Source organism: Enterococcus sp. 3C7_DIV0644 (assembly GCF_002141235.1).
In the GTDB taxonomy this organism is placed as follows: domain Bacteria; phylum Bacillota; class Bacilli; order Lactobacillales; family Enterococcaceae; genus Enterococcus_D; species Enterococcus_D entomosocium.
This window is the reverse complement of the sequence record NZ_NGLK01000001.1, coordinates 3,468,865-3,485,810: the sequence shown is the minus strand read 5'-3', so window position 1 is coordinate 3,485,810 and position 16,946 is coordinate 3,468,865. Positions and strand designations below refer to the sequence as shown.

Annotated in this window: 13 protein-coding genes; 6 read left to right on the top strand and 7 right to left on the bottom strand. The window is 40.7% G+C overall.

Going from position 1 to position 16,946, the window contains the following annotated elements; translation table 11 throughout:
* The first annotated feature begins 342 nt into the window (after positions 1-342).
* The 4 genes from A5877_RS16440 (at position 343) to A5877_RS16425 (ending at position 5,784) form a co-directional block, all read left to right on the top strand.
* A complete protein-coding gene (locus A5877_RS16440; RefSeq protein WP_139843939.1) occupies positions 343-2,115 on the top strand; it encodes a sensor histidine kinase in 1,773 nt (590 codons plus the stop codon).
* The gene (locus A5877_RS16435; RefSeq protein WP_086317351.1) at positions 2,105-2,713 is read left to right on the top strand and encodes a response regulator transcription factor; all 609 of its coding nucleotides are present in this window, start codon (positions 2,105-2,107) and stop codon (positions 2,711-2,713) included. Before A5877_RS16440 ends, A5877_RS16435 begins: the two co-directional genes overlap by 11 nt.
* 97 nt (positions 2,714-2,810) lie before the next feature.
* Positions 2,811-3,503: an ABC transporter ATP-binding protein gene (locus tag A5877_RS16430; protein WP_086317349.1), complete on the top strand. Its 693-nt coding sequence runs from the start codon at positions 2,811-2,813 to the stop codon at positions 3,501-3,503.
* Position 3,504: 1 nt separating this feature from the next.
* Positions 3,505-5,784: an ABC transporter permease gene (locus tag A5877_RS16425; RefSeq protein ID WP_005236281.1), complete on the top strand. Its 2,280-nt coding sequence runs from the start codon at positions 3,505-3,507 to the stop codon at positions 5,782-5,784.
* A gap of 487 nt (positions 5,785-6,271) precedes the next feature.
* Here A5877_RS16425 and A5877_RS16420 read toward each other — a convergent pair whose 3' ends face one another.
* On the bottom strand, positions 6,272-7,312 hold the full coding sequence (locus tag A5877_RS16420; protein ID WP_086317347.1) for a CAP-associated domain-containing protein: 1,041 nt from the start codon (positions 7,310-7,312) through the stop codon (positions 6,272-6,274).
* A gap of 196 nt (positions 7,313-7,508) precedes the next feature.
* Positions 7,509-9,308 carry a penicillin-binding transpeptidase domain-containing protein gene (locus tag A5877_RS16415; protein WP_086299495.1) on the bottom strand — a complete coding sequence of 600 codons (1,800 nt, stop codon included), beginning with the start codon at positions 9,306-9,308 and terminating at the stop codon, positions 7,509-7,511.
* A 170-nt stretch (positions 9,309-9,478) separates the two neighbouring features.
* Here A5877_RS16415 and A5877_RS16410 point away from each other — a divergent pair, with 170 nt between their 5' ends.
* Together A5877_RS16410 and A5877_RS16405 are read left to right on the top strand one after the other, a co-directional pair.
* Positions 9,479-10,147, top strand: coding sequence for a response regulator transcription factor (locus A5877_RS16410; RefSeq protein ID WP_005236299.1), 669 nt, complete (start codon positions 9,479-9,481; stop codon positions 10,145-10,147).
* Positions 10,137-11,579: a HAMP domain-containing sensor histidine kinase gene (locus tag A5877_RS16405; RefSeq protein WP_086317345.1), complete on the top strand. Its 1,443-nt coding sequence runs from the start codon at positions 10,137-10,139 to the stop codon at positions 11,577-11,579. The genes A5877_RS16410 and A5877_RS16405 overlap by 11 nt, the downstream gene beginning before the upstream one ends.
* 72 nt (positions 11,580-11,651) lie before the next feature.
* Here A5877_RS16405 and A5877_RS16395 read toward each other — a convergent pair whose 3' ends face one another.
* From A5877_RS16395 to A5877_RS16375, 5 genes are all read right to left on the bottom strand, one after another.
* Entirely contained in the window at positions 11,652-12,269 is a 618-nt protein-coding gene (locus A5877_RS16395) for an HAD-IA family hydrolase (RefSeq protein ID WP_016613374.1), read from the bottom strand.
* A 229-nt stretch (positions 12,270-12,498) separates the two neighbouring features.
* A complete protein-coding gene (locus A5877_RS16390) occupies positions 12,499-14,091 on the bottom strand; it encodes a TPM domain-containing protein (RefSeq protein WP_086317344.1) in 1,593 nt (530 codons plus the stop codon).
* 140 nt (positions 14,092-14,231) lie between these two features.
* Positions 14,232-15,581, bottom strand: coding sequence for a PFL family protein (locus tag A5877_RS16385; RefSeq protein WP_086299497.1), 1,350 nt, complete (start codon positions 15,579-15,581; stop codon positions 14,232-14,234).
* Between the two features lie 8 nt (positions 15,582-15,589).
* Positions 15,590-15,856, bottom strand: coding sequence for an ACT domain-containing protein (locus A5877_RS16380; protein WP_005236306.1), 267 nt, complete (start codon positions 15,854-15,856; stop codon positions 15,590-15,592).
* Between the two features lie 103 nt (positions 15,857-15,959).
* Positions 15,960-16,622, bottom strand: coding sequence for a 2,3-diphosphoglycerate-dependent phosphoglycerate mutase (locus tag A5877_RS16375; RefSeq protein ID WP_008381373.1), 663 nt, complete (start codon positions 16,620-16,622; stop codon positions 15,960-15,962).
* Positions 16,623-16,946: the final 324 nt, after the last annotated feature.

Here is a 16,946-nt window from a genome sequence, read left to right as displayed (position 1 = left end):
GATAATTCAGTATTATTTGGAAAACGGAAAAATAAAGACGATCTTTTTGCAGCAAAAAAATGACGGAACCAATCATAGTGCCATTTTCATAGAATGCAAATTCTTAGACAAAATGACAATGTATTGCAGAATTAGGGTGCTGTTAAGGCAAATCTTCAAAAAGCGCTTGAATCAGATTGAAACTATTGATACACTATTTGATAAAAAATCACAGGGAAATGTTGGATGTCTAAAGTAACCCAGCGTCTCAAAGTCCATGGATAAGAATGCTGCCAATGATAATCACCCTTGTGATAAATTGAACATTTCATTTGAAATTTTTCACAAAAAAAGGAGGCCGACTTGATTAAATCGTATAGATGGCAAATGATGCATATCTTACTGGGGAGTTTCTACCTAATCTTGATGATTTATTTCACTCACACTATTTATCAAACTACATATTTAGGCATTCGGGCTTACCAAATAAATGACGAATGGTTTATAAAACGTATTTATGATGGTGGTCTGGGAGCGGATACTTCGCTGCAAATCAATGATCAGCTAGTAGAGCTCGATGGAAATTTGCCAAAAGAGAATAAACAATTAACAAATTGGCTAGTTGTCGAGCAAATCAATTCACTCACGATCCAAAGAGAGCAGCAACGAATCACTTATCGCTTTGATTCGCCCAAAACATTTCTGCCGATATTTTTTACACTTTTAGCTTTTAGTGGATCGTTAGTTTTATTCTTGCTCTTTTTTTATCGAAAACAGCTTCTTTCAAAAAGATCACGGCTTTTTTATTTATGGCTCTTTGTATTTGCGTTTATTTTTTTAGCGGCGTTTCCTTCAAGTATTGGGAATACGTTAGGTAGAGTGATTTTGATTATCTCCTTATCCACTTTTCCATTTTTCTTGAATTCATTTTTGAAGATCAACAGCTCATATAAAATAAGCAATATAGGAATCTTTCCAGCACTGCTCCTCCTATTAAATCTAGCAGCAACCTGTTATGCCGCTTTTTTTCAGATTGGCTATGTACTCGCTGAATATTTAGCAGTCGGTTTTGTTTACAGCTTGATGCTACTGATGCTTGGCGAATATTGCTTCTCTTTTTTTAATAAAAGTCACAAAAAACATAGAACAGCTACCAAAGTCAACCTTCCAGTAATTCTATTTGTAAGTATTGCCCCTTTTCTTTATTTATATGCATTCCCTATTGGATGGAGTGCACCTTACTATATGCTGGTATTTTTTATCTTTCTGCCTTTTATAGGAATTTTCCATCGCTTAGCAATTGATCGCGTCTTGAAATTTCGGTACCGTATCACAACCAGATCGATCTATCTGATACTCTCACTATTTTTAACGGTAATCGTCATTTTTATCAGCCAACTTAACGCTTACGTTCCTAATCTACTAATTATTCTTTATCTCTTCCTTTTAATATATACTCTTTTGCCGCTTCTACAAGAATTATTCTATTTAGCAAGTCGCCATAATGAACCAATGAATTCACTAGATGTATTTTTAGCAGTTGAAAAAGAACGAGAGACAATTTCAAGCTATATTCACGATGGGATCATTCAAGAGATCATCCACTTGTTACGTCAAATTGAAAATGATAGACAAACAGTGCCAAAAGAAAAAATCATCCAGCAGCTTGATGAATTGATTTATGATTTAAGAGAACTTTGCTCAGATATATATCCTCTGCTTCTGCAAGAAATAGGATTAGAAAAAACATTGGCTTCTCTTTTCGTTCAAATACAGCAAAACCACCCTGTGCTCATACATTTTGCCTATGACCGAACCATCCATTCAGATTCACCTGAAATCAACAACTTCATCTTGCGCTCAGTCAAAGAATTGCTCAATAACAGTATTTTGCATGGACATGCAACAGAACTGATAATCACAAATGCAGTTGAGGATGATACAGTAGTATTCGAAATTAGTGATAACGGAACTTTTGGACAAGACTCTCTTAGTAAAGGTCCTCATTTCGGATTAAATGTAATTAAAGAAAAGCTTTCGTTATTGTCGGGTAGATTTGTCATTCACTACTCACCTACAACCATTCAGCTTAGAATTCCAAAAAATATTTTCGAAGGAGCAAACTATGCCGATTAAACTTGCATTGTTAGACGACCACGAACTCGTCCTTGAAGGAATCAAAAATACGCTGCAAAAAGAGCCCTCATTTTCGATTATAGGCGCATTTACAAAACCAACAGATTTTTTTCAAGCTATGGCAAACCAGTCAATTGATATTGTCCTCCTCGATATGATGCTAAAGGGCACGCATGCCTTTGAGCTGATTCCTCGTATTCATACCTTAACTGATGATACTTTGCCAAAAATAATTATGCTGTCGGGTTTTTATGAACCACTTCTTCATAAGCGTGCCTTTGAACTTGGTATATGGGCTTTTTTGAGAAAAGAAGCTTCGTATGATGAATTGATCACAACGATAAAAACGGTCTACCATGGCAATAAAGTTTCCCCTGAACACCTTTTTCTTGAAAAAGACATGCGTCTCTTAAGTGAGATAGAACGGCAAGTATTAGAATTGATTTCGCAGGAACAAACCAATGAAAAAATCGCAAAAAAACTATTTATCAGTCGCAGAACCGTCGAAAACCACGTTTCATCTATCTGCAATAAGTTGAAAGTACAAACAAGGATCGGTGCTGTTCGAGAAGGAATCAAACTGAATTTAATCAAATGATGAACTCCGCAAAAAAACATTCGGATAATACGGATGTTTTTTTGTTTTTGCTTTATTAAGATAACAGTACATACAAGAAAACTTTAGGAGGATCAAAATGATCGAATTGAAACATATCAATAAATTTTATGGTGAAAATAATCGTAAAATCATTGCATTAAATGATGTGAGCCTCACGATCAATAAGGGTGAATTCACCATCATTTTAGGGCCATCAGGCTCAGGAAAAAGCACTCTTTTAAACCTATTAGGCGGTATGGATCGTCCAAGCCAAGGAGAGTTTCGCATGGGAGAAAAAGAAATCTCTCATCTTTCTGATGAACAGCTTTCAGATTATCGGCGTGACGTCGTCGGTTTTGTCTTCCAGTTCTACAACTTGATTCCTAGCTTAGCCGCTTTAGAAAATGTCGGCATTGCACAACAACTGAGTACAAATAATGAACCAGCCTCTCACTACCTTGAATCTGTAGGGTTATCCCATAGAAAAAATAACTTCCCTAACCAATTATCTGGCGGAGAAATGCAGCGAGTATCGATTGCACGTGCTTTGGCAAAAGCCCCAAAACTCTTACTTTGCGACGAACCAACTGGCGCTTTAGATTCACATACAGGGAAAAAAATATTATTTTTATTAAAAAAAGCTGCGGTGAATGTGGATACTGCTGTGGTGATGGTCACACATAATGCAGAGTTCGCTCAATATGCGGATAAAATTATTCATTTGCATGACGGAAAAATCAAGTCGATTGAACAAAATAAGCCTCTGAAGGTAAAAACAAAGGAGTCTTGATATGAAATTTCTGTCTATAAAACTGGTTAGAGATCTTAAAAGAAATTGGACGCAATTCTTCTCCGTCTTCTTAATGGCGTTTCTAAGTGTCCTTGTATTTGTTGGGTTACAAGGTGTTTGGGGCGGTTTGGAAAAAAGCCTGGACAACTTTATTGATGCAAATGGTCTGGCAGATGCTTGGGTTTATGGTACTGGCTTTACTGAAAACGATATCCAATCAATCCAAGCACTAGATGGGATAGAAAAGACATTCTCTCAGTACGAATTTACAGTTTCTGATTTGACTAATCAAGCGCCTTCCTCATCATCAGAACGCACTTTGACTCTTAGTGCACCACTTGGAAAACCTATCGCAGAGCCTTATTTCGTTCAAGGTACTACATTCCATGAATCCCCTGGCTTTGTTTGGATCAATCACGACTACGCACAGGCGAATGATCTTACCTTAAATCAATCACTGAGGATTATGGTTGACGGTCGCGAAATTGAATTGACCATAGCAGGGATGATTTTAACAACTGATAAGCTTTTCTTCACTGGTACACAAGAGTATATTGCCCCCGACCCGAAACGCTATGGCTACGGGATTTTATCAGAAGCGACTTTAGAAATGATGCTGGAGACATCCGTTTTACCTAACGTCGTCGAAGTCTCTGGGACTAACTCTCGCTTAAGAACCGAAATTGAATCGATTATGGGGGAACGCCATATTGCGTACTATGATCAAGCAACCTTGACGGAAGTTTCTGAAGCCTTGGGCCGCGTCACTCAAATTCGAAATCTATCCTTTATGTTTTCGTTCTTGTTTATCTTACTAGCAATTCTTGCAATGTATACAACGATCAAACGGTTGATTGATACCCAAACAAAAGAAATCGCAGTCCTTCAAGCGTTGGGGTTTTCAAATAGAACAATCGGGTTTCATTTCACTAGCTTCGGCTTGATCATCGGCAGCTTTGGCATCGCCGCTGGCTTGGCAGCAGCGCCCTTGCTTTCGCATTTTGTTTTAGAAACGCAAAAGAATATTCTATCTCTCCCACACTGGACAGTTTCCTACAATTCCCTTTCATTAATCGTTTGTCTGCTCGTGTTAATCATTTGTATGGCTTCTGCTTATTTTGCTTCTGATCAAGCATGTACTGGCCTGCCAGCGGACTTCCTTAGAGGGAATACAAAAGGCAAGAGTGCCCATTTGTTACTAGAAAAGCTTTCGTTCTTCTGGAACCCGTTAAGTTATGAAGCCAAATGGGGGTTTCGCGATGCTGCTTCTAACAAAATGAGAGTTTTAATGGGGATCATCGGAGTTGCTGGTGGTATGATGCTGATCACAGCCGGACTAGGCATGCCCCAATCCATCAACCACTTAGTTAACAAAGCTTATACAGAGGATTTTACTTATCATCAACGAATAAATACTAGTGATTCAGCATTTTTGGAAGAATCCTTTGGACAAGAGGTGCAAATTTTGCCTACCCGTTTTGCACCTGATGACGGCTACAATCGCTTACTGATGATCATTGATCAAGGGGATTTTGTTCATATGAAAACAACTGACAATGAGTTGATCACTCCTGGCGGTATTTATCTAACAGAAGGTTTTGCTAACAGAGCGGGCATTCAAAAAGGCGATCAAATAGAAGTCTTTCCTGCATTTCATGAAAGCTCATTTCGCTTTGAAGTATCTGGGATCATAACTAGTGAAACGAACCAAGGTGCTTATTTGTTAAAAAAAACTTGGCTGGAAGCTGGTGGGACTTTTCTGCCTCAGACGCTTTTAGTAGACGAGGAAACTGCTGAAGCATTGTCCGGCAATCCTGCAATCACATCAACGATTGCGCGACAAGATCAAATGGACAATGCGTATGAATTTGTTGATAGTCTAGGAGGGATCTTTACAATGATCATTGCTTTTGCAGTTTTGTTAGTCATCGTTGTCCTATACAATTTAGGGACGCTAAATTTTGTTGAACGAACTCGTGACTATACGACATTAAGCGTCCTTGGCTTTAGAAAAAAAGAACTTCGCCGAATCACCATGATTGAAAATGCTGCAACAACGATGGTTGGCTGGCTGATTGGAATTCCTGCAGGAAGTTGGTTCCTTTCACAGTATGTAAGCACCTTTTCAACCATTACGATTGAATACACCGCCCACTTCACCTGGATTAATGTCGCAATCGCCTCTATGATTGTTTGGCTTAGTTCGTTAAGTACAACATTTCTTGTCAGCCAACGGCTTAAAAAACTAGACTTGGTTTCTGCATTGAAAAATGTTGATTGATTCTCTGCAAAAGGAGGCACATCTATGATTGGTTTCTACGATTACACCGTCTTTCTAACCTATTTAAAGTTTTTTTGGAGGTATCGGTATTTATAGCACTTCAGTTTTCTGCATCTCTTTTTTCTTCTCTGTTCATTGACCACGATTGCTGCTTTTTTAATCGAAAAAGTGAATTGGGGTCTCTTTGGTACTTTCGGTATGTACTGGCTCGGACTAATTTGTGACTCATCACTAATTTTTTTCGTCATTGACAGTCTCATTCGGATATCTGGGAATATAGGAACGATCAACATTTCTGAAAAAGGAAAGCTGCTGATTGGTATAGGGTCGATCGTTTTAATCATAAGCTACTTGATTTATGGGATTGTGTCAGCAAATCGTATTGTCCATACGACGTATGAAGTAAAAATTGAGCTTGATGCTGCTAACGCAACAATCTCAAATGAGCAGTGTTTTTTAACTAATCAGTTTCAAGCAATTCAGGAATTCACGACGCCGATCCTCGGTGATACAACGTTGTATAATATGGCTGTTCGCTGGTATCGATCGCAATACCGATCCCGAGAAATTGATACTCATCGTTTAGAATCGTTGCCCGATGTCCCTCTGAATTCATTAAACCTTGATGGGCGTAAATACTGCTGGCTTGGCCAAATGCCAAATTCTCCCCTGCAGCAGTGAAGCTGATCCCGTCTTCTTGCATCCGATCAAATGGAGTCGATCCATCTAACCCAATATGGTCAAAATATCGATGTTCTGCCATGTCTTGGCTATGCTTCACGGCAGTCTCACTGGTTGCTTCACTGAATCCAAGGGGCGACAAACCAAATTTCACTCGGGTGGCATTCGTTAATTCAAATAACTGTGTTCGTAAGCCGCTTAAAATGGCGGCTTGATTTTGGCGAAAATCATTCGCATGGCGTGTTTCTAACGAGCGATTGATGATTTGAATCGCAGTCACTGTATCTTCGGCATGAACATCATAGAAAAAAGTAATCAATTGATCGTCTTGTAGGAACAGATCATAGTCGGTATCGGAATCGATGCGATACCGTCTTGATCCTCGTTGTAGACTTTCTTGGCGCGTACCCATCTGATTACGAACGCTGGCTTTTGAAGACCCGATACCTAGCGTGTCATCGATAAGAATCGTGTCTTGATTCGTATAGATCCCTTGCGCAATATCATGTTCATCGTACATCACCATCATGAAGTTACGAAAATCATCGTGATAGGAAGTCCAGTTCAGTCCATATCGATTCGCTGATTCATTGATCGCTTCTCCAAAGGTTTCTTCGATCACTTGTCGTGATTCATTATATAAATATGTCTGGGCAGGTGTTTCTGCCGATGGCCTGGCTGAAGTGTCTTGTGAAGGAGAAAATTGGGACGAGAGAGATTGAGTGATCTCGTTGAGTCGAGCATCCCAAAATGCCAAGCGCCCGTCTTGCCATGTAATCATCTGGCTTACAAAATAAAGAAGCCCGATGAGAAAAATGCTTTTGATTAAGAATTTTATTTTTTTCATATGACACCTCCGTCAATGAATCATTATGTGTTAGCTGTAGCGCGATCGTTTATCCACTCATTCATCCCTAGATTGGATCGCTGATAAACCGTCCTGCCTTTTCTAAAGACTATCATTCCTGTGGAAAATTGACCAGCTGCAGCATGAAACTTCTTAGATGGTCTATGTCTTTTTAAGCTCCTGTTAAGAAACTTTTTTACTCACGAAAACTTTGCAGCGCCATCGAACGCTCCATCAAAGGATTGGCAATTTTAGCTAAGGTATGACGATCGTATTCTTCTGGTCGCTTGATAGTGAGGTAAAGAATAAACTGTGGATCATCCGTTGGATAGATCGAGACCGCCGAATAAATATAATCAAACTCTCCTGTCATGTAACCTTGACCATTCTCATTGGCGATCTGAGCAGTCCCAGTTTTGACAGAAATCTCATGGTTCGTCAGTTGGTATACATCATAAGCGGTTCCATAGCGTTCATCCGTCACTACATCGGTCATGTATTCCAATACAGCATCAGCCGCTGTTTGTGAAATAGGCTGAGAAACGACTTCTGGAAAAACTTGGGTCTCTTCTCCCACTTGCCGAATCAATTGCGGACGAATCATCTCGCCACCATTGGCAAATGCGCTAAATAACTGCATCATCTGCATCTGATTGACCCCAATCGCATGGCCATAAGAACTCATGGCATAATCCACCCGATTTCTTGAAGGTAAGATACCAGGCACCTCACCGGGAAGCTCACTTCCTGTAACTTTCCCTAGTCCAAAATCAGTTAAATACTGCGCCCATGCATCAAAACCGATCCGTTGCTGAAGTCGAACCATCCCAGTGTTGCTTGACCAAGCTAACGCTTGTCGCATCGTCAACTCACCATTTGCTCCTGAGTCGTGGTCGTTGATGATTCGATCTTCAATCTGCATACTCACAGGATTGTAGCGTTCCGTCGGATCAAAAACACCTTCATCAATCGCTGCCGCAACGGTTGCCAGCTTCAAGGTCGAACCTGGTTCATACATCTCTTCCGTAAAAAGATTACGCCAAATAAAGTGCTCATCCGCAATTCCTTCTTGGGTCTCTGGATGAAAACTAGGTCTTTGAGCCATCGTTAAAATCTCTCCAGTTTTCGCATCCATTAATAAAGCCGTCAGATTCTCTGGTCGTGTTTGTTCCATAACTTCATCCATCACTGATTCAGTGAATAACTGCAGATGAGCATCTAATGTCGTCCAAACATCGTTCCCATCTACGCCTTCTTCTACCATTTGATTGGTTGCAGGAACAGGATTCCCTGAAGCATTGACTTGAAAAGACTCTCGCCCATTTTGATTCTTCAAAAAGTCGTTCAGTACATATTCTAATCCAGAAACTCCGACTCGAATTTCATCATCATCTGACGTTGTCCCTATCAAATGTGAAGAAAAGATGCCATTCGGATAGCTGCGACTTGAACGAGCATCGAAATAGATACCATTGATTCCAGCTGCATCAAACGCCGCTTCGATTTGATTTCGAGTGGTCACACTTAGACCACTGCCAACATTGCCAAATTCCACTTGAAAGACAGGCGGGTCTATTTGATTCGCACCGTCTGTCAAGATAGACAAAACTTGCTCGTTAGAAATAGGTAAATACTCCGAAAGAATCGTTGCGGTCTCCTCAAAGCGCGCTCTGTCTAAATACATGGGTCGTCCATTATCAATGTAATCTTCAGAAAGAACCGCTCGAACAGTATAGGAAAGAATATCCTGTGCGATCACTGTCCCCTGCCGATCAAAAATTGCCCCTCGACTTGTTTCGATGGATCGTGAACTATAATACAAATTTTCTATTCTTTCAGACAAAGAGACGCCAGCAATCACGCCGACTTGAACAATGTAAATCAAACGTGCAGAAAACCCCATAAAAAGCGCAAGACTGATTATGTATAACCAATGACCGACTAGCTTACGATTTTTCTTCGCTTTTTTCTTTTTGACTATATGATAGTCATACATCGCCAAAGCGCCCCTTTCGATCGAATATACCTCTATAGTATTGGGTATTTGTGATGATCTTGTGAGGGAAAGAACAATTATTTTTCAAAGAGTCATTTTCTTATTAATTCAGCGATTATGCTGTGATATACTTTAAAAAATATAAATTATTTTTAAGGATGTGAATAAAATTGCAAAAAATATTGATTGTCGATGATGACACTCATATGCGTGCCCTAGTGAAAACTTATGCGGAGATCGAAGGGTATCTATGTTTTGAAGCATCAGATGGAAAAGAAACTTTGGAAAAATTAACCAATCATTCATTCGATTTGATTCTCCTAGATGTCATGATGCCGGGAAAAGATGGCTTTCAGACGCTTTCGGAAATCAGAGGTAGCTGTAACACGCCAGTCATCATGATTACCGCTCGAAAGGAAGAGTATGACAAACTCTTTGGCTTCAATCTTGGTGCCGATGATTACATCGCCAAGCCATTTAGCCCTAAAGAGCTGATGGCTCGCATCAAAGCTGTGCTGAAACGAAGTAGTCAATTTCAGTTCGAAAAGATCGTTTATGGCGATCTCGAAGTCAATGTTTTTTCTCATACTGTAACGATCAAAGGGAATCCTCTGCCGCTTACGCCAAAAGAATTCGATCTGCTGGTCTATTTGACAAAAAATAATCATATTGCTTTGAGCCGAGAATCAATTTTAGAAGGTGTCTGGGGCTTCGATTATTTCGGTGATACCAGAACAGTGGATACACACATCAAGTCCTTGCGAGAGCGTCTAGGGGATTACCGAGAGTTGATCCAAACGGTTTGGGGCGTTGGGTATAAATTTGATTATGAAGACTAGTCGGTTAGGTTTTACTTACATCAAAAGTAAATTACTCGTGCGGCTTTGGTCCGCCAATATGCTGCTGGTCGTCATTGGCATTGCTTTTTTATGGACTGTTCAAATTTTGCTCTTTGAACCAAATTATATCAATGTAACAAAAGAATCACTTTTAGAAACAGTTCAAGAAACAGCTGCCGCTGTTGAAGAAATGGCAGTAGATCCAGATGATTTACCAGAAGATCCATTGCTTTTCCTCAGTAAAACGATCGTTGGGACTCTTTTTTTAGTCGACGAGTATGGCGAAATTCTGGCGGCATTTAACAATGGACAACAATTAAACATAGATGGGTTGAGCAACGAATACAGCTGGTTGTTATCTCATGCACCCACTGTCCTTAACGGTGAGAGCCTTAGTGCTGTAGAAGACTTTGAAAAGTCTTCTGCCATTCTTATTGGCGTTCCTACGACTCTTTTCCAACGCCCAGCTGCCCTTTTGCTCTCCAATACGATCACTCAAATCGAAGCGCTTCAAAGCATGAATCGACAGCAACTCTTTCTATTCACCATCATATTAACAATTTTTGCATCAACGATCTCCTTTTTTTTAGCACAGCATTTTATTCGCCCGATCAAAACCATCAAAGAAGCCATCATCCGCTTAACCAACGGAGAGCTTTATTCCGTACCCAAACTAAACCGTGGCGATGAATTAGGTACACTTTCTGAATCTGTTGCGGACTTAAGCACAGAACTTCAGCGAGTAGACGTGTTGCGAAAAGAAGTGATTGCCAATGTTTCTCATGAACTACGATCCCCCCTCGCGTTGATCACGGGTTATGGGGAGATGGTACGTGATGTTTCTGGAAGTGACGAACGCCTTCGAAAAGAACATATGGAACTAATTATCAGCGAAGCCCACCGTATGAGTGCCATGGTTGATGACATCATGGATTTCTCTATCATGCAAGCAGGCTACACACAACTTAAAAATGAAATCTGGAATACATACGAGGTGGTTTCCTCCGTCGTTGCCTACGCAAGAGGGATCGCCAATCAATATGACATCACTGTCGATTTTGAAGCAGATAGTAAGAATGGAATTGCTCTTTTTGATCGCATCAAAATGGAACAGGTTTTGCGTAATTTAATAAACAATGGCATCAACCATACACCTAAAAACGAGCGTCTTTTGATCAAATTAACGAATACATCTACAAGAACAAAAGTTGCTGTCATCAATCCCGGAAAAGATATCCCTCCAGAACAACTCGAACTCATTTGGGAAAGATACCAACGCGTCCAACATCAAGCAGGACATAAAGAAGGAACCGGCATCGGCTTAGCGATCGTGAAAACCATTTTGACTTCTCACGCCTTCGATTATGGCGCTGAGTCGAAAAATGGCGTGACTTCTTTTTGGTTTGTTGTGCCGAGACTAGAAGACCAATGAGAACCACGTTTATACCGTTCATCATAAGTAATGAATGTCTTACTTTCTTTGCACAAAAAAAGCCTTGATTTCTCAAGACTTAATGATTTCTTGTATTTCAGCCATGGATTGGACGGTATGGTCGGCGGATACATCTTTTAAGAGACCTTCTATATCATAAAATATCGTCTTGACACCTGCTCCTTGTCCTGCAAAAACATCCATCGTACGATCGCCGATCATGACGGTCTGATCTTTGTCTAAATGATATTTTTCGACAAGATAAATCAATGAAGTTGGATCAGGTTTACGGGGAAAGTTGTTTTCCGGTCCTACGATCTCAACGATCAGGTCTGCCATCTGTTCTTTTTCTAACAGCTCTTTTGTTGAAACGACATCGCGGTGGGTCAAAATGTAGTTCTTGCCACCAGCAGCAACCACGGCTTCTAATGTTTCTTTGGTTCCTACAAAGGAAAGCGGCAAACGATCATCCAGCGCTTCATTTGCTTTGAATGCTTTAGTGAACTCTTGAAAATCTAAGTTGTATTTTTCAGCAACTTTTTTGGAAGATGAATCTTTCAATATATAATAAATCTCTGCTGGATCTGGATCGAAGCCATACTCCTTCAATGTCTTAATAAAAGCTTTTAACATGATTGGGTAGCTGTCGTAAAGTGTTCCGTCAAAATCCCATATGTAAGATTGGTACATGATATCCCTCGTTTTCTCCCTTTTTCAAATGAATGAAAGTTCCATTCATTTTCTGTAACTCTAAAAAGTTTACCACACTTTGTTTGGTTTGTCTTATTTATCAAGGGATTTCCTCCACAAGAAAAAAGCCATTAACCTTGTAACAATTCCATTTGCACAAACCAAAATACAAAGGAATATGTTACAGGTTAATGAACGTTCATCTTTACTAAAAAAGCATTTGAAATAATTACCAGCTACCAGAAACACCGCCACCGCTGCTACTTCCTCCGCTAAAACCGCCAAAATCATTCGAAGAACTTTGTGTATCGGCAATGACTTGTTCTTGATGGGACACGTGATTATTCATCATCACAAAGAACAACGCCATATTCATCCCATGCGGGTCATACTCTTGGCGAGCATTATTTAAAACTGCTGCTCGATCAGAAGCATCAAATGAGGATAATTTGTTTGCTAAATCTGGGTGATTTTGATAAACCTGTTTCAAGTCAACTTGGAACAAGGCATCTGTTTTCACTTCCGCTAGAACATTAGAAACTTCTTTCGGAATGGCTTGTACCATCTCAGGATAGGTCGCTTTTTCCGTCACAAGTTGAGCTAAGTATCGCCCTTGCTCATTGCGTCTTCTGATCTCTTCTTTAGCTTGCTTGGCTATTTCTGCTCGATAAGCATCTGCTAAAGGCAGATTTTCGGGTAACACCGCATCAGTCAAATCGTAGTCTGCCATCCGTTCAGTCACTTCCCTGCCTAATTGGGCTTCATAGGTTTTTAAGGTGTCATGTTGTGTAAGGATCACCTGACCGAAATGTTTGACCGTGGTTTTTTTCTTCATCAGCAAGTTTGAAAAATAAGATCCAATTGCTGGATTCGTCAAGGCATGTTGGATAACTCGTTTATCCGCAGTCGACAATCCGGTGATCGAGCTCAATTTCGCTGGCACGTAAGTACTCGTCACATACTGCGTAAATGCTTGTTGACAATCTTTTGCTGTCTGATACTGATGGTAACGCTGATAGTTCTTTCTATTGCTAGCCCATTTCAAGAAATCTTTCTGTTGGAAGTGACTATCTTCTAACAGATGTTTCGGCAACGGCAGGTGCTCTTCAAATCGCCGTTTGGTTTTAAGATGGCGAAAACTGATGAACCCGACAAGGCTTGCAGCTGCTGCCGCTACGACACCACTGACGATTTTTCCAATAGTGAACCACATTTGCTTAGTGGCTTCTGCTTCTTGTGCCTGTTTTTCTGCTAACATTTGATTGCCATCTTGATAAATCGTCCCTAATCCAATCGTTTCATCCGCTTCTTTCATTCGCTGATAGACTTCATTAGAAGCTGCCAATATCGCTGTATCATAATCTTCATCTCGTAATGCGTCTTTGGCATCTTCATCCACTAAATCATCTTCCGATAGCTCACTGAAGACATAGGATAGTCCATCGCCATAACCCAGACGAAACTCACGATCATCAATGGCAAAGAGAAACAATAGTCCATTATTGTCCTCTGGATTCCCTAAACCATATTCATTGAACAGTTCCAAATTACGCTCTTCAATCGATTGCCCATCTAAGTAAGGGATCGTGATCACAGCATATTCTGGCGCGCCAGTCAATGATTGGAACCCCTCTTTATTCAAGGCATCGATCTGTTCGATCGTCTCTTGTGAAAGGACCCCGGCATCATCGCGAACAAATGTCTGTCCAAAGGCAATTGATGGTTGAAGGACAAAAAATCCCATCAAACCAACAAAAACCAACATCCCAAGTTGGAAGATTTTCTTCATTTTACCACCCCTTTTTATCGTGTTATCTTTCATTGTATTCGATTCCAAACAAAAAAACATCCGCCTTAGGAATGAAAAAAATAGTAACAGGACCAAAAAACCTTTAAAAGACAGCATTCTGATTAGTCTTTTAAAGGTCACTTTATCATATTTTCTTACAAAATGAACACGAGCTAGTTTTTAAATGAATGGATCGGTGCGGGAATACGGCCGCCACGCAAAATGAAATCAGTAGACTTCGCAGGATTGGTTTTCATCACTGGCGCTGTCCCTAATAAACCACCAAACTCGATGCGATCGCCGATTTCTTTGCCTTTCGCTGGAATGATTCGGACAGCTGTCGTCTTGTGGTTGATGACACCGATCGCTGCTTCATCCGCGATCATTGCGGCGATCGTCTCAGCCGAAGTATCTCCCGGAATCGCAATCATATCTAAGCCGACAGAGCAGATCGCCGTCATGGCTTCAAGTTTTTCTAAATTCAATAAACCAGCTTCTACTGCTTTGATCATTCCTGCATCTTCAGAAACGGGGATAAAAGCACCCGACAGACCACCAACATGGTTGCAGGCCATTACGCCGCCTTTTTTGACTGCATCATTTAACAAGGCCAAAGCAGCTGTCGTTCCGTGGGTACCGACAGATTCTAAGCCCATTTCTTCTAAAATCAATGCCACACTATCGCCGACTGCAGGAGTTGGTGCCAGCGAAAGATCGACGATCCCAAATGGAACGCCCAAGCGCTCTGAAGCCACGCGCCCGACTAATTGCCCCATCCGCGTGATCTTGAAAGCTGTTTTTTTGACTGTTTCCGCCACGACATCAAAGGACTCGCCTTTGACTTTTTCCAAGGCACGTTTGACGACACCAGGTCCGCTGACACCGACGTTAATTTCCACATCAGCTTCACCGACCCCATGAAAAGCCCCCGCCATAAAGGGATTGTCTTCCACAGCATTGGCAAAAACGACCAGCTTCGCACAGCCCATATCTGATGCTTCGGCAGTCTTCTTGACTGTTTCTCCCATCAGACGCACTGCATCCATGTTGATCCCAGCTTTCGTTGATCCAATATTGACCGACGAACAGACAAAATTGGTTTGTGCCAAGGCTTCTGGAATCGATTCGATCAATGCAAGGTCACCGCCTTGATAGCCTTTTTCTACTAGCGCACTATAGCCGCCGATGAAATTGACCCCGACTTCTTGCGCCGCTCGATCCAAGGTCTTCGCAACTTTGATACAGTCTCGAGGTGTCGGCTGGCAAGCTGCTACTACGATTGCTACAGGCGTAACCGAAATCCGCTTGTTTATGATCGGAATACCATACTCACTTTCGATTTCTTCACCAACTTTGACGAGGTCTTTGGCTTTTGTCGTGATTTTTTGAAAAATTTTCTCACAGGTACGATCAATATCGGCGTCGATACAATCCAATAATGAAATCCCCATCGTGATCGTACGAATATCTAAGTTTTCTTCTTCCACCATGCGAATGGTTTCAAGTATTTGATTTGTCTCCATAGTGCCTCCTATAATTTATGCATGGTATCAAAAATCTCTTGATTTTGAATGCTGATTTTCACACCTAATGCCTGACCTATTTGGTGAAGCTCCTCACGAACACCGTCAAAATCCTGATTGGCATCCATGTTTAAAAGCATCATCATCGTGAAGTAATCTTCCATGATCGTTTGGGACACATCTAAAATATTGATTTCTAATTCTGCTAATTTCTGGCTGACACCAGCGATGATCCCAACCTTGTCTTTTCCAATAACGGTTAATACGGCTTTCATATTCTCCCGCCTTTCATTAAATTTTTCTTATTATAGCACAACAAAACCACATTTTCGATGTAACATCAAACGAAAATGTGGTTTATTCTTTAAATGTTCGTTATTACGCCCGTTCAATCAAGTTTGCTTGGCTATCAAACTCATAAATGATAGGCTGTGCGTTAGGAATATCGATCGTATCCATGTCATCTTTGGGCACGTCCTCCAAGTATTTGACTAACGCCCGCAAACTGTTCCCATGACCAGTAATGAGAATATTCTTATGATCTTTAAGTAACGGAACCACCTGATCTTGCCAAAATGGAACCACTCGGGCCACGACCATTCCCAGATTTTCTCCCTTAGGAATCAAGCGAGGATCCAAAGAATCGTAGCGTCGATCGAAATCATTTTCCTCCACATATAAAGGCGGTTCATCATATCCTCGACGCCATTTTTGCACCTGTTCTTTTCCATATTGTGCCACCATCACATCTTTATTGACCCCAACCAGTTGCCCATAATGACGCTCGTTTAAGCGCCATGTTTTGTGTACAGGGACCCAAAGCTGATTGCTAGCTTCCAAAACGGCATCACACGTGATGATCGTTCGTTGAAGCACAGATGCAAAGGCAAAATCAAAAGTAATCCCCATTGCTTTGATCTGTTCCCCTGCTACCCATGCTTGTTGCCGGCCTTTCTCGGTCAGCGAAACATCCAGCCATCCTGTCCAATAATTTTCGAAATTTGCTTCACTTTCTCCGTGTCGAATCAATACGACCTTCATCCTACCGCCTCCTCTTCACTTTTATTATCGCAAGAAATCAAAAAAATGTCTTATGTTTCGTTTTTTTTGGCTTCTTCTGAGACCATTTTCCATTTGTTCATTCAGTGTGGTCACATTTCTTTATTATCGGTTTTTTTCAAAGTGAAAGATCGAATATATATGTTTAGAAAAAAGACGCTGTGCCTTCTTCACATTGCTCTTGGTTGGATTGCAAAAAAATTGAATAAATGGTTTTACGCTCTACAACATTTTTTGACTTTTTTTCTCTGACTTATTGACTTCAACTGATGTTATGCTATGATAGTTTCTATCACTTATATGTAT

Coding starts and splice junctions, on each gene's coding strand:
- A5877_RS16435 (WP_086317351.1), top strand. CDS start 2,105: ATGCCGATTAAACTTGCATTGTTAGACGACCACGAACTCGTCCTTGAA.
- A5877_RS16430 (WP_086317349.1), top strand. CDS start 2,811: ATGATCGAATTGAAACATATCAATAAATTTTATGGTGAAAATAATCGT.
- A5877_RS16425 (WP_005236281.1), top strand. CDS start 3,505: ATGAAATTTCTGTCTATAAAACTGGTTAGAGATCTTAAAAGAAATTGG.
- A5877_RS16420 (WP_086317347.1), bottom strand. CDS start 7,312: ATGAAAAAAATAAAATTCTTAATCAAAAGCATTTTTCTCATCGGGCTT.
- A5877_RS16415 (WP_086299495.1), bottom strand. CDS start 9,308: ATGTATGACTATCATATAGTCAAAAAGAAAAAAGCGAAGAAAAATCGT.
- A5877_RS16405 (WP_086317345.1), top strand. CDS start 10,137: ATGAAGACTAGTCGGTTAGGTTTTACTTACATCAAAAGTAAATTACTC.
- A5877_RS16395 (WP_016613374.1), bottom strand. CDS start 12,269: ATGTACCAATCTTACATATGGGATTTTGACGGAACACTTTACGACAGC.
- A5877_RS16390 (WP_086317344.1), bottom strand. CDS start 14,091: ATGAAAGATAACACGATAAAAAGGGGTGGTAAAATGAAGAAAATCTTC.
- A5877_RS16385 (WP_086299497.1), bottom strand. CDS start 15,581: ATGGAGACAAATCAAATACTTGAAACCATTCGCATGGTGGAAGAAGAA.
- A5877_RS16380 (WP_005236306.1), bottom strand. CDS start 15,856: ATGAAAGCCGTATTAACCGTTATTGGAAAAGACAAGGTTGGGATCATC.
- A5877_RS16375 (WP_008381373.1), bottom strand. CDS start 16,622: ATGAAGGTCGTATTGATTCGACACGGAGAAAGTGAAGCAAATTTCGAA.